Origin of the sequence: Cellulophaga sp. RHA19 (genome assembly GCF_002813425.1) — a bacterium.
GTDB lineage: Bacteria > Bacteroidota > Bacteroidia > Flavobacteriales > Flavobacteriaceae > Cellulophaga.
This window is the reverse complement of record NZ_PHUL01000001.1, coordinates 2,096,884-2,110,000: the sequence shown is the minus strand read 5'-3', so window position 1 is coordinate 2,110,000 and position 13,117 is coordinate 2,096,884. Positions and strand designations below refer to the sequence as shown.

At 34.8% G+C, this 13,117-nt stretch carries 10 protein-coding genes, 2 tRNA genes and 2 rRNA genes (1 of these 14 cut by a window edge); 3 read left to right on the top strand and 11 right to left on the bottom strand.

The window, feature by feature from the left end:
* The 5 genes from AX016_RS09340 to AX016_RS09320 form a co-directional block, all read right to left on the bottom strand.
* Window positions 1-336, bottom strand: a 23S ribosomal RNA gene (locus AX016_RS09340); it reaches 2,491 nt to the left of the window's first position.
* Between the two features lie 145 nt (window positions 337-481).
* Window positions 482-558: transfer RNA gene (locus tag AX016_RS09335), tRNA-Ala, on the bottom strand.
* A 181-nt stretch (window positions 559-739) separates the two neighbouring features.
* A tRNA-Ile gene (locus AX016_RS09330) sits at window positions 740-813 on the bottom strand.
* 115 nt (window positions 814-928) lie between these two features.
* Window positions 929-2,448, bottom strand: a 16S ribosomal RNA gene (locus AX016_RS09325).
* Together the 16S and 23S rRNA genes with 2 tRNA genes alongside form the textbook arrangement of a ribosomal RNA operon.
* Before the next feature lie 713 nt (window positions 2,449-3,161).
* Window positions 3,162-3,842 carry a DUF4294 domain-containing protein gene (locus AX016_RS09320; protein ID WP_100895344.1) on the bottom strand — a complete coding sequence of 227 codons (681 nt, stop codon included), beginning with the start codon at window positions 3,840-3,842 and terminating at the stop codon, window positions 3,162-3,164.
* A gap of 96 nt (window positions 3,843-3,938) precedes the next feature.
* On the opposite strand from AX016_RS09320, the gene AX016_RS09315 reads away from it, so the two are divergent.
* Together AX016_RS09315 and AX016_RS09310 are read left to right on the top strand one after the other, a co-directional pair.
* Entirely contained in the window at window positions 3,939-5,027 is a 1,089-nt protein-coding gene (locus tag AX016_RS09315; protein ID WP_100895343.1) for a M42 family metallopeptidase, read from the top strand.
* Window positions 5,028-5,080: 53 nt separating this feature from the next.
* Window positions 5,081-5,629, top strand: coding sequence for an NUDIX hydrolase (locus tag AX016_RS09310; RefSeq protein WP_100895342.1), 549 nt, complete (start codon window positions 5,081-5,083; stop codon window positions 5,627-5,629).
* Window positions 5,630-5,719: 90 nt separating this feature from the next.
* Here the strand turns inward: AX016_RS09310 and hisS are convergent, their stop codons facing one another.
* The 6 genes from hisS to rpsF all read right to left on the bottom strand — a co-directional run bounded on the left by hisS (window position 5,720) and on the right by rpsF (window position 12,085).
* A complete protein-coding gene (hisS, locus tag AX016_RS09305; protein ID WP_100895341.1) occupies window positions 5,720-7,096 on the bottom strand; it encodes a histidine--tRNA ligase in 1,377 nt (458 codons plus the stop codon).
* 89 nt (window positions 7,097-7,185) lie between these two features.
* Window positions 7,186-7,656 carry a DUF6495 family protein gene (locus AX016_RS09300; RefSeq protein ID WP_100895340.1) on the bottom strand — a complete coding sequence of 157 codons (471 nt, stop codon included), beginning with the start codon at window positions 7,654-7,656 and terminating at the stop codon, window positions 7,186-7,188.
* A gap of 66 nt (window positions 7,657-7,722) precedes the next feature.
* The gene (locus AX016_RS09295; RefSeq protein ID WP_100895339.1) at window positions 7,723-10,878 is read right to left on the bottom strand and encodes a TonB-dependent receptor; all 3,156 of its coding nucleotides are present in this window, start codon (window positions 10,876-10,878) and stop codon (window positions 7,723-7,725) included.
* Between the two features lie 100 nt (window positions 10,879-10,978).
* Window positions 10,979-11,431, bottom strand: a complete 453-nt coding sequence (rplI, locus tag AX016_RS09290; RefSeq protein ID WP_100895338.1) for a 50S ribosomal protein L9 — start codon at window positions 11,429-11,431, stop codon at window positions 10,979-10,981.
* 13 nt (window positions 11,432-11,444) lie between these two features.
* Window positions 11,445-11,744 carry a 30S ribosomal protein S18 gene (gene rpsR, locus AX016_RS09285; protein ID WP_170854752.1) on the bottom strand — a complete coding sequence of 100 codons (300 nt, stop codon included), beginning with the start codon at window positions 11,742-11,744 and terminating at the stop codon, window positions 11,445-11,447.
* Between the two features lie 2 nt (window positions 11,745-11,746).
* The gene (gene rpsF, locus AX016_RS09280; RefSeq protein WP_013619894.1) at window positions 11,747-12,085 is read right to left on the bottom strand and encodes a 30S ribosomal protein S6; all 339 of its coding nucleotides are present in this window, start codon (window positions 12,083-12,085) and stop codon (window positions 11,747-11,749) included.
* Window positions 12,086-12,374: 289 nt separating this feature from the next.
* On the opposite strand from rpsF, the gene AX016_RS09275 reads away from it, so the two are divergent.
* Window positions 12,375-13,067, top strand: coding sequence for a LytR/AlgR family response regulator transcription factor (locus AX016_RS09275; protein ID WP_100895337.1), 693 nt, complete (start codon window positions 12,375-12,377; stop codon window positions 13,065-13,067).
* Window positions 13,068-13,117: the final 50 nt, after the last annotated feature.

Here is a 13,117-nt window from a genome sequence, read left to right as displayed (position 1 = left end):
CGCTTTCCAACGTATTCTAATTCATAACACACCAAATGTCGTGGTCCTACAACCCCAATATTGCCGAAACAATATTGGTTTGGACTAATCCGCGTTCGCTCGCCACTACTAACGGAATCACTTTTGTTTTCTCCTCCTCCGGGTACTTAGATGTTTCAGTTCTCCGGGTTTGCTTCTCTTTCGAGATGACATATCTTCAATATGCCGGGTTGCCCCATTCGGATACTTGCGGATCATATCATATGTGCTGATCCCCGCAAATTTTCGCAGCTTATCGCGTCCTTCTTCGCCTCTGAGAGCCTAGGCATTCCCCATACGCCCTTTTATAACTTGTCACTACTAGATACTTTACAAATATCTAATAGCCTCTTGCTCTTCTCTATTTCGTATTCTTTTTATTTCTTATCGTGATAATTACCCCTGTGGTAATTATACACAATGTCCCAATATGTCAATGAACGTTTTTCAGTACAATACTGAATGGTGGAGAATATCGGAGTCGAACCGATGACCTCCTGCGTGCAAGGCAGGCGCTCTAGCCAGCTGAGCTAATCCCCCATATACTAAAAGTAGTATATAGTAGCTTGTAGTTAGTACTGCCAACTACTACTCAACTTCCAGAATTTCCTTCTACATTACGTTTATAATGTTATCTCAATACAATCAAACTAAGCAACTATAGCCTCTTCATTTACCCTAACTACTTCCGTAAACCTTACTCTTGATAAGCATTACTTAGTAGTCCCAGGCAGACTCGAACTGCCGACCTCTACATTATCAGTGTAGCGCTCTAACCAGCTGAGCTATGGGACTCAATCTTAGTTGTTGTATCTTAATATTTTGAAGTGACAGCGAAAAAAGAAAATAAATCTAATTATAACTAAATTTTTACTACATAATCTAATATGTAACGGTCGTCTTTCTCTAGAAAGGAGGTGTTCCAGCCGCACCTTCCGGTACGGCTACCTTGTTACGACTTAGCCCTAGTTACCAGTTTTACCCTAGGTCGCTCCTTGCGGTGACGAACTTCAGGTACCCCCAGCTTCCATGGCTTGACGGGCGGTGTGTACAAGGCCCGGGAACGTATTCACCGGATCATGGCTGATATCCGATTACTAGCGATTCCAGCTTCACGGAGTCGAGTTGCAGACTCCGATCCGAACTGTGATAGGTTTTATAGATTCGCTCCTTATCGCTAAGTGGCTGCTCTCTGTACCTACCATTGTAGCACGTGTGTGGCCCAGGACGTAAGGGCCGTGATGATTTGACGTCATCCCCACCTTCCTCACGGTTTGCACCGGCAGTCTTGCTAGAGTCCCCACCATAATGTGCTGGTAACTAACAACAGGGGTTGCGCTCGTTATAGGACTTAACCTGACACCTCACGGCACGAGCTGACGACAACCATGCAGCACCTTGTAAATTGCCCGAAGGAAAGTCTATCTCTAAACCTGTCAATCTACATTTAAGCCCTGGTAAGGTTCCTCGCGTATCATCGAATTAAACCACATGCTCCACCGCTTGTGCGGGCCCCCGTCAATTCCTTTGAGTTTCATTCTTGCGAACGTACTCCCCAGGTGGGATACTTATCACTTTCGCTTGGCCGCGCAGTCCGAAAACCACACAGCTAGTATCCATCGTTTACGGCGTGGACTACCAGGGTATCTAATCCTGTTCGCTACCCACGCTTTCGTCCATCAGCGTCAATATATTGTTAGTGATCTGCCTTCGCAATCGGTATTCTATGTAATATCTATGCATTTCACCGCTACACTACATATTCTAACCACTTCACAATAATTCAAGACCATCAGTATCAAAGGCAATTCTACAGTTGAGCTGCAAACTTTCACCCCTGACTTAATGGCCCGCCTACGGACCCTTTAAACCCAATAATTCCGGATAACGCTCGGACCCTCCGTATTACCGCGGCTGCTGGCACGGAGTTAGCCGGTCCTTATTCTTACAGTACCGTCACCAGACTACACGTAGTCCTTATTCTTCCTGTATAAAAGCAGTTTACAATCCATAGGACCGTCTTCCTGCACGCGGCATGGCTGGATCAGAGTCTCCTCCATTGTCCAATATTCCTCACTGCTGCCTCCCGTAGGAGTCTGGTCCGTGTCTCAGTACCAGTGTGGGGGATCCCCCTCTCAGGGCCCCTAACCATCGTAGTCTTGGTAAGCCGTTACCTTACCAACAAACTAATGGTACGCATACTCATCTTACACCGTAATCTTTATTATTAAAATGATGCCATCTTAATAAACTATAAGGTATTAATCCAAATTTCTCTGGGCTATCCCTTAGTGTAAGGCAGATTGTATACGCGTTACGCACCCGTGCGCCGGTCGTCAGCAGAAGCAAGCTCCCCTGTTACCCCTCGACTTGCATGTGTTAAGCCTGCCGCTAGCGTTCATCCTGAGCCAGGATCAAACTCTTCATCGTTGTTTTGTAAATATTCTTAACAACCTAAAATCGTCTTCAACCAAACTCATTCTCTTTTTTAATTCAATAACACTACAAGTAGTATTATTTTGCTGTCTCTTCAATATGTCAAATGAACTTTTAATTTTTGTAGAAATACTAGACTCGAACTAGCTGATTCTCAAAACAAATCATTCCAAAATTTCTTATCGTTTTGCCCTCTCTGAAAGCGGTTGCAAATGTAAAACGTTTTTTTAAACTGACAAAATAAAAAATTAAATTATTTTACTGTTTATTTCCGCTTAACAACCTTGTCAAATTCGGACTGCAAAAGTAGTTCTTTTAATTGTTACCAAACAAGCTTTTTTTAACTTATTTCTTAACCTTATTTTTAAACTAATTTTACGCTTTTCTCAATGAACTTTGCTAACTTTAATGACGTATGTTTTTCCGTTAGCGGGTGCAAATATAGGCAGCTTTTCTAACACCACAAGTCTTTTTTGCATCTTTTTTAAAAGTATTTTTAAAACAAGCTTTATTACGCTATTTTTCAGACATTTAAAACCCATTCTTTTTTGATGCTTTTTTGAAAAACATCAACCTGCGAGTTTTAACTGCTATTAATCCCTATTACTTTAACTATGGAATGGCGATTATCGAGCTAAAAAACAACAACACCTTTAAAAGGGGCTTTAAATATAATATGTTTTTTGAAATGAAACAAGAGATATGAACTACTTTTTTTTAGATATCCACTTGTTGCTCAGTGAAGTATAATCATAATTTAAGACTGTAGGCTGCTCTTTTAGTCGTCCTTTTGCAAAGGCACGCTGTAAAATATCCTCAATTAAGTAGTCTTCATGTACACTTTCTGGATGATATTCTTCCTTTATACTTATTTTAAAAAACTTAGCCGAAGTATTATACCAAAACGCCCTCCAACCATTTCTGAGTTCTTTTACTAGACCAAAAGCAGTATCTCCAGTTTGCCTATTAATTAGTTTTATTAGAATTTGACCTTCTGTACGGGTTAATTTTTTTAGCCTTTCTGAAAACTGATCCTCAATTTCTTTGTGAACTTTCCTGGTGTACTTTCGTTTTTTAGACTTTTTATTTAACTTTTGAAGACTGTCATTTAACACAACTAGCTTTTCTGCAGCCATTTTTGCATAAGGATATACCTTTAATGTTTTTCTTCTTAATATATAATAACGTAATTTTTCTTCTTTGGAAGCAAATTTTAATGGTCCAAATACATAAACCTCATTTAAAGATATAGATGTATCATAAACAGAATCTCCTTCTATCTTATATAACTCCAAATCTACAGAGTCTTTTTGAGACTCTATTTGCGCTGTGCTTAAGAGCGTAAACAACAACGACGTTATAAATGATATGCCTTTTATTATTTTCATACAATATATATGGTTCGTAAAATTAACGATAAAGACGTAATGATATTATTAATTAAAAGTGAATATTATTAAATTTGTATCTAAATATATACGTTTATGAGCGCAAAGAAGATTATTACAGAGAAATCGTTAGATTTTTTTGAACGATATTTAAATAATGCCGCTCCTACGGGTTACGAGTGGGAAGGGCAAAAAATTTGGATGGACTACCTAAAACCTTATGTAGATACTTTTATTACCGACACATACGGTACTGCTGTAGGTGTTATTAATCCTGATGCAAAATATAAGGTTGTTATAGAAGGACACTCTGATGAAATTTCATGGTATGTAAATTACATTTCTGACAATGGATTACTATATGTTATTAGAAACGGTGGAAGCGACCACCAAATAGCACCATCTAAATGGGTTAACATACATACAAAAAATGGTATAGTTGAAGGTGTTTTTGGATGGCCAGCCATACATACCAGAAACAAAGGAAAAGAAGAAGCTCCCAAATTAGACAATATTTGTATTGATATAGGCGCTAAGGACAAGGCAGAAGTTGAAAAAATGGGTGTACATGTTGGTTGCGTGATTACTTACCCTGACACTTTTAAAGTTTTAAACGGAAACAAATTTGTTTGTAGAGCTATTGACAATAGAGCTGGTGGATTTATGATTGCTGAAGTTGCACGTTTATTACATGAGAACAAAGTAGAATTACCTTTTGGTTTATACATTACCAACTCTGTACAAGAAGAAATTGGTTTACGTGGTGCAGAAATGATTACGCAAACCATAAAACCAAATGTTGCTATTGTTACCGATGTTTGCCATGACACCACTACTCCTATGATTGAGCAAAAAGTACAAGGTTTTACCGAAATTGGTTCTGGACCTGTAATTTCTTATGCTCCTGCTGTACAAAACAAACTTAGAGAGCGCATTATAGAAACTGCAGAAGCCAACAAAATACCTTTTCAGCGTATGGCAGCGTCTAGATCTACCGGTACAGATACTGATGCTTTTGCCTATAGTAACGGAGGAGTTGCATCTGCACTAATATCTTTACCGCTACGTTATATGCACACAACTGTAGAAACTGTACATAGAGATGATGTTGAAAACGTGATTCGTTTAATTTACGAAACACTATTAAATATTAAAGACGGAGAAACTTTTAGTTACTTTGATTAATAACACCAAGCCTCTTTTATAACAAAAGAGGCTTTTTTTTTTGCTTTTGCCATATGGATGAACTTATAGATATTTTAGACAGTAAGGGTAATTTTACCGGAAAAACAGCTTTAAAGTCTAAAGCCCACATAAATGGTTGGTTTCATCAAACAACACATATTTGGTTTTACACTAACAAAAAAGAAATTCTACTGCAACAACGTGCCAAAAGCAAAGATACATTTCCTCTACTCTGGGATATCTCTGTAGCAGGACATATTGGCGCTGGGGAAAACATTATTGATTCTGCTTTAAGAGAGATTAAAGAAGAAATAGGTATTACTGTTTTAAAGACTGATTTATTAAAAATAGGTTGTTTTAAGTCTACCCAAAAACATTCTGATGATTTGATAGATCGTGAATTTCATCACACTTTTATATGTAAATTAAAAACAGATTTAAATTCACTAACAAAACAAGATAGTGAAGTTGAAAATTTACAACTTAAACTTATTTCGGATTTTAAATTAGAATTAAGTAATACTGAGAAAAAGAAACTCTATGTTCCACATAGTATAACGTATTACAATACTATTTTAGAAGCGATAGAAAAACTTTTGTAATTTTTAAACTGATAAAAAAACGAATTAAAAAAAACTGCTACCCAAATAAGTTGAATAGCAGTTTTATAAAATTTGAATCTGTTATAATTCTTATAGCACAGCTACAAACTCAGACACTTTAGATAATTTATATGTTTGCTGATCTCCTTTTTCCATATTCTTTACAACAAAGTTACCATCAGCTAATTCCTGTTCTCCTATTATAATAACATAAGGAACATTACGCTTATTAGCATACTTCATCTGTTTTTGCATTTTTACTGATGAAGGGTACACATCTGCCTTGACTCCGTTTATACGTAATTCTGTAATTAACTCTAAAGCCGCAAAAGCTTCTTTATCGCCAAAATTAACACAAAGCACATCCAACGACTTATCTATAGCCTCTGGAAAAAGACCCAACTCTTCTAGTACCAAGTAAATTCTATCTAAACCAAAAGAAATACCTACACCACTAACATCTTTTAAACCAAAAATTCCCGTTAAGTCGTCATAACGGCCACCACCACCAATAGAGCCCATTTTTACTCCGCTTGGGGCAGCCACTTCAAAAATAGCGCCTGTATAATAATTTAATCCACGTGCCAAAGTAACATCTATGGTAAGATTAGCAGATTGCAAACCTAATTTTTCAACTGCATCAATAATAAAAGTAAGCTCCTCTACCCCTTTTTTACCTTCTTCAGAATCTTTAAGCAACTCTGCTAAAACTTGCAATTGTTCTTTATTTGTACCAGATAAAGAAAATAAAGGTGTTGCTTTTTGTATTGCTTCTTCTGAAATACCTTTTCCTAGCATTTCTTTAGTAATACCGTCTACACCTATCTTATCTAACTTATCTAAAGCAACAGTAAAATCTATTAAGCGTTCTTTTGCTCCTATAACTTCTGCTATACCAGCAAGTATTTTACGATTGTTTAATTTAATTGTTGCTCCTGTAAGCTTTAAATCTGTAAAAACAGCATCATACAATTGTACCAGCTCTATTTCTTGTAATAAAGAATCTGAACCAACAACATCCGCATCGCACTGAAAAAATTCTCTAAACCTACCTTTTTGTGGTCTGTCTGCTCTCCAAACAGGCTGAATTTGATATCTTTTAAAAGGAAAATCAATTTCATTCTGATGCATTACTACGTAACGTGCAAAAGGTACGGTAAGATCATAACGCAATGCTTTTTCTGATATTTTAGCTGTTAGAGAGGTTGAACTCTTCTCTGTATAAGTTTCATCATTAACCTTACTTAAGTAATCTCCCGAGTTTAAAATCTTAAAAATAAGCCTATCTCCCTCATCACCATACTTACCCATTAAGGTCTGTGAGTTTTCAAAAGAAGGTGTTTCTATAGGCTGAAAACCAAAAGTCTGAAAATGCTTTTTTACGATATCAAAAATATAATTTCTTTTTGCTACTTCTGATGGAGAAAAATCTCTTGTTCCTTTTGGTATTGATGGTTTTTGTGCCATAAATTTTAAATATGTAGAATGATAACCACTCTTGATGCTCTATTAAAAAGCTATTAATATTGTTTTATTGATAGTTGATTTAGCTTAGATTAGCTAATAATATTATCAAACCATTTATATAAATCTCCTTTGGTAATTACAGCTCCTTGCTTAATTAAATTAAACTTATCTAAATTTTTATCTTCTGTATAAATTTTAGAAGCTGTTAAATACTCTACAAAGTCTGACTGCCAATTTTTCTTAAACCAACTAAAACCTAATTCTGTAGTTAAGTCTACCTCTGGATTCATAACCTTAACAGAAAGCAGTTTCATTTCTTTTTCCTCTAAATGAAACAAATGCATTTGCTGTGCAGATACATTTTCTAAATATTGTACTTTAGTTAATACACCTTCCCAAATTAAATCACTAAAAACATCCAACTCTTCTTCTGCTACTTGTGGTTTTTCTTTTTTTAAAGTATCCCACTCTTCAGCAGTTATTGTTTGTGATGCTAAAAAGTTTACAAACTCAGGTTGTAATTCTTCTAGTTGTTGTTTTGTTAGTCTTGCATATTTCATTTTGCAAAAATAAAAAAAGGCTATGCATAAGCATAGCCTTTTAATAATTAAAATTATTTTATTTTCTTAGAAGATAAAACGTAAACCAAATTGTGCTTGCCATCTAGACAATAAACTAGCATCATACCCATTTGTCTTAGTTAAACTAGGATCAAAAGTATATGTTGGTTCTTGTGTACGGTCTGCTTCATATACCTCTGGGTCTGGGTTAGCATCTGGAAAACTAACACCAACCGGACTAATGTTATTAGGCTGACGTACAATACCCCAATCTGAATTAATTAAGTTACCAACGTTAAGCACATCTATACTAAATTGTATTTTATTGTTATTAGCAAACTTATAATCTTGTAAAAATTTAAGATCCCAACGACCTCTCCATGGCGCTAGTGCTCCGTAACGCTCCATAAATTCACCTCTATTATCTTTTAAATAATCATCTTGCTGAATATACGCTTCAAAAGCTTCTGCTTGTCCTGCTCCTGAAAATTGCATTTGACTAATCTCTGATGAAGTAGGCACATATAATAAATCGTTATTTTGACCAGAACCATCACCATTTATATCACCTGCATACGTATAATTATACCTTGCTCCTTTAGCATACTCAAAAAATGTAGAAATTGTTGTATTCCATTTTCCTTGTCCGTACTCAAAATTCTTAGAAAGAACACCAATAAAACGGTGTGTATCTCCATATTTAGAATGACTTAATACATCTGAATTAGCATTACCTGCATTAGGATTAAATTCAAAAGCATCACCTGTAATTTCTGCTTCAATAGAGTTTACATCTTGCGCATTTAAATAACTATAAGCAGCCATTGCATACAAACCATTATCAAATGTTTTTTGTCCTTTTAAAGAAACATTAAACACTCTACCCTTATCAGAATTTGTAAACACATAAGCATTATTACCTGTATCACCAGATAAATAAACAGGTCTATCTCCACCAGGACCTACTAATGTACCTGTTGGCTCTCTTAATCCCCAGTTTTGAACGTGAGCAGCATTTAAATCTTTAGTATAAGAAACATCTAAAGTTCCAATAATACCGTTTTCAAACTTTTTATCTAAACCTAAGTTAGTTCTCCATACTTGTGGAAATTTAAAATCTGGATCTACCGTTTGGTAATAAAACACATCTACACCCTGTACTTGGTTACCTAACCATACAAATGGCAATCTACCAGTAAACAAACCAGTACCACCACGTACTTGTAAAGAATTATCTCCTTTTGCATCCCAATTAAAACCAACTCTAGGAGAAATTAACCATTGGTTACTTGGCAATTCTTCAGAATCTATAAACACCTCTTCTCCTGTCTCTGGATTGTAATAAGGTATACTAGGCACATACGTACCCTTTCTTACAATGTTTTCACGAATTTTGTCTGCAGTATCAAAAAACAAAGGCTTATCAAAACGAACTCCGTAAGTTAATTTAAAATTCTCAGTAGCATTCCACTCATCTTGCACATAAAATGCCATTTGACCAACACTAGTTTCTGCCAAACTCCAAGTATCATTAGCATTGTTTGCTGTATTTATACCTTCAGCATTTGTAATAGCATCAGAAATTAAACCGTTATCTATTGCTAATTGAAAATCTGCTAAACTACCAAATGCACCAAAAGCACCCGCATAACCTCTGGCATCACCATAACCATATGCTCCAAGGTTAAATGAGTTTTTAAAATCGAATTTCTCAAAAGAGAAACCTATTGTATATGTATGATCTCCTTTAAAAATATTTGTATTGTTTGAAAATTGAAAAACTTTCTGATCTAATGTATTATTGACTGAAAAAGGCTCATGACCTACAACAATATAGTTAGACCCGTTACCATCTTGAATAGTCATTGCAGGAATTGGAGAAGATAAAGCATCTCTGAAATCATCAAAATGAGAATAACCTACTTGCAATTTATTTGTCATAGTTTCAGACAAAGTAGAATTTAATTCTATCTGAAAAGATTTTAAGTTGTTATTTATTTCATATCCAGAATTCTCAAACTGTAAAGTTGTAAAGTTTGGTCCCCTTTGCCTAATAGCTGTTGGGTGAGCAGGTTTTTCCTTAGACGAATTTAAAAAATTGTAAATAACAGCTAACCTGTTATTGTCATTAATATTCCAATCTAATTTAAATATACCTTTAGTAGACTCCCCACCATAGGTAAAATCTTGATAACGACCTGTATTATAACCAATACCAGCTAAAGCAGATTGCACAGCCATTAAATCGCTCTCTAAAACTCTAGATTCACCAATACTACCAGAACCTGTATTAGGAATCCACCCGTTAGTACCTAAATCATCTCTTTCTTCTTTTTCAAAATTTGCAAAAAAGAACAATTTATTTTTAACAATTGGACCTCCAATACTTACACCATATTGATTTTGAGTTAATTTAGGCTTAATTACATCTTCACCCTTAATTTTACCACCTGTTAAATCTTCGTTTCTAAAAAAACCATAAACAGTACCATGAAATTCATTTGTACCACTTTTTGTAACTGCATTTACTGAAGCTCCAGTAAAACCAGATAAGGTAACATCATAAGGAGCAGTACTTACTTGTATTTGCTCTATTGCATCTAAAGAAATTGGTTGTGACCCTGTTTGACCACCTGGAGTAGGAGAATCTAACCCAAAAGGATTATTAAAAATTGCCCCGTCTAAAGAAAAATTATTAAACTGATCATTACGACCTCCAAAAGAATCACCACTTGCCGTTGGCTCTAGTCTTGTGAAATCTGAAGCCGACCTAGAAATTGTTGGTAATTTAGTAAGTTCTCTACTACCAACACTAGTTTCTGCACCAGTACGACCACTACCAAAAGTACCGCTTTGGTCTTGAACCAAAATAATTTCATCTAGCATTTGACTAGACTCTGCTAAAGTTACGTTGAAGTTAAATGTTTTACCTAGAGTTAAGTAAACATTATTCTTTGCTTGACTTTCAAAACCTACGTAAGTCACAGTAATTGTATAAGGGCCACCTACCCTCATATTTAATAGGTTATACCTACCCTCATCATTTGTTATACCTCCATACTTTGTACCTGTTGGCGTATGTACAGCTATAACATTTGCTCCCATAAGAGGAGCCGCTTGGTCGTCTACAACTAAACCTTTAATGTTAGAGGTTGTAACCTGTGCACTAGCTGCAAAGCTTACAAGCAAAAACGATAAGCAAAAAAATAAATAGTTTTTCATATTGTTCTAAGTTAGTTATTTTTAGATAGGCTAAATTTAGAACAAAAAAAAAGAGTTATGCGCGCATAACTCTTTTTTCTATTAACATTGTATTAACTATTTATTTAGCTTCTGCTACAACTTCAAAAGGAAATTCTATAATAACCTCTCTGTGTAATCTAATCTGAGCGTTGTAAGGCCCAGTTCTTTTAACAGCACCACCTTTAATAGTAATGAATTTTTTGTCAATTGACTGACCAGCTTTTTCAATAGCTGCAGCTAAATCTATATTAGAGATAGATCCAAACAATTTAGTACCAACACCAACTTTAGCTGGTATTTTAATTTCTAATTGTTTAAGTGCTTCAGAAGTTTTATTAGCTTCATCAACAATTTTCTTCTCTTTATGAGCTCTTTGCTTTAAGTTCTCTGCTAAAACCTTCTTTTCAGATGGTGTAGCAAGAGCAGCTAATCCTTTAGGAATAAGAAAGTTTCTTCCGTAGCCGTTTTTTACTTCTACTACGTCATCCTTAAAACCTAAATTCTGTACGTCTTGTTTTAATATAAGTTCCATTGCTTAGCTTTTTTTATTTTAATAAATCGCCAACATATGGCATTAATGCTAAATGACGTGCTCTTTTTACAGCAACAGCCACTTTTCTTTGATACTTCAATGAAGTTCCAGTAAGTCTTCTTGGAAGTAATTTACCTTGCTCGTTAACTAACTTGATTAAGAAATCTGGATCTTTGTAATCTACATACTTTATACCTGATTTTTTAAATCTACAGTATTTTTTCTGCTTGTTAGTCTCAATGTTCAACGGAGTTAAATACCTGATTTCTCCGTCTTTTTTTCCTTTTGCTTGTTGTTCAATAGCTGACATAATCCTTAAGCTTTAGTTTTTAATTTTGTTCTTCTTCTCTCTGCCCAAGAAATTGCGTGCTTGTCTAGCTTTACAGTTAAGAAACGCATAACACGTTCATCTCTTCTAAATTCTAGCTCATAGCCATTAATTACATCGCCAGGTGCAGTAAATTCAAACAAATGGTAAAAACCACTTTTTTTGTGTTGAATAGGATAGGCCAATTTTTTAAGTCCCCAATTTTCTTTGGCAACCATTTTGGAACCTTTTTTAATTAAGAAATCTTCAAATTTCTTAACTGTTTCCTCTATCTGTACATCAGATAGAACGGGATTCAGAATGAAAACAGTTTCGTAATGATTCATATTATATAATTTTTTTACAGTCCGCAAAAGTAATTATTTTTTTCTATTCTCACAAGAAAACACAAAAATCTTCGTTATACTTTAAAATACTTATTAACAAACCAAATTTTCAACTAAACCCCAAAAATCTACCAAACCCCAAAAAAAATCAACTAAACCCCAAATGCAAACCATAACTCGTTTAATGCTAATTACACAACAGAATAGTGCATGTTCACATCTTTTCTTGCAATTCATCTGACATTTTTAGTACTTTAGCCGAGATTTAACCCCACAAATCAACTTATTTATGAAACTAAGATGTATAATTGTAGATGATTCCTCTATGCAACGTATGGCCGTAGCAAAGTTGGTAAATAATCATCCCAACCTAGCCATGGTAGCTGAGTACAGCAATGCCATAGAAGCCAAAAACGGACTTAAGAACAACGAAGTTGATCTTATTTTCCTAGACGTAGAGATGCCAATTATAAACGGATTTGACTTGTTAGAGTCTTTAGAAAATCCGCCGCAAGTTATCCTTATTACAGGAAAGCCTGATTATGCATTAAAAGCTTTTGACTACGATGTAACAGATTATTTACACAAACCAATTACAATGAGTAGGTTTGATGCCTCTGTAAAAAGAGCCGTTGGTAAATATGAGCAATTACATAGAGTACAAGAAGATGAAGAGCACATATTTGTAAAAAGTAATCTTAAAAAACGTAAGGTTATTTTAAATGATATTAAATGGATTGAAGCTTTAGGTGACTATATTAAGCTTGTTACAGATGAAGCTAACATTGTAATTTTATCTACAATGAAATCTTTTGAAAAGCAATTACCTGAAGATAAGTTTTTAAGAATTCACAAATCTTATATTGTAAACTTAGAAAAAGTTGAAAAATTTAATAGCAAAAACGTAGAAGTAGATGGTAGACAAATACCTTTAAGCAGAAATAAAAAGACCGAGCTTGCAGAAGCGCTAAGCAACGTTTAACAATTATACACTAAATAAAAAAAAGCTGACTAACGTCAGCTTTTTTTTAT

Coding starts and splice junctions, on each gene's coding strand:
- rplI (WP_100895338.1), bottom strand. CDS start 11,431: ATGGAACTTATATTAAAACAAGACGTACAGAATTTAGGTTTTAAGGAT.
- AX016_RS09275 (WP_100895337.1), top strand. CDS start 12,375: ATGAAACTAAGATGTATAATTGTAGATGATTCCTCTATGCAACGTATG.
- AX016_RS09320 (WP_100895344.1), bottom strand. CDS start 3,842: ATGAAAATAATAAAAGGCATATCATTTATAACGTCGTTGTTGTTTACG.
- AX016_RS09310 (WP_100895342.1), top strand. CDS start 5,081: ATGGATGAACTTATAGATATTTTAGACAGTAAGGGTAATTTTACCGGA.
- hisS (WP_100895341.1), bottom strand. CDS start 7,096: ATGGCACAAAAACCATCAATACCAAAAGGAACAAGAGATTTTTCTCCA.
- AX016_RS09315 (WP_100895343.1), top strand. CDS start 3,939: ATGAGCGCAAAGAAGATTATTACAGAGAAATCGTTAGATTTTTTTGAA.
- AX016_RS09295 (WP_100895339.1), bottom strand. CDS start 10,878: ATGAAAAACTATTTATTTTTTTGCTTATCGTTTTTGCTTGTAAGCTTT.
- AX016_RS09300 (WP_100895340.1), bottom strand. CDS start 7,656: ATGAAATATGCAAGACTAACAAAACAACAACTAGAAGAATTACAACCT.
- rpsF (WP_013619894.1), bottom strand. CDS start 12,085: ATGAATCATTACGAAACTGTTTTCATTCTGAATCCCGTTCTATCTGAT.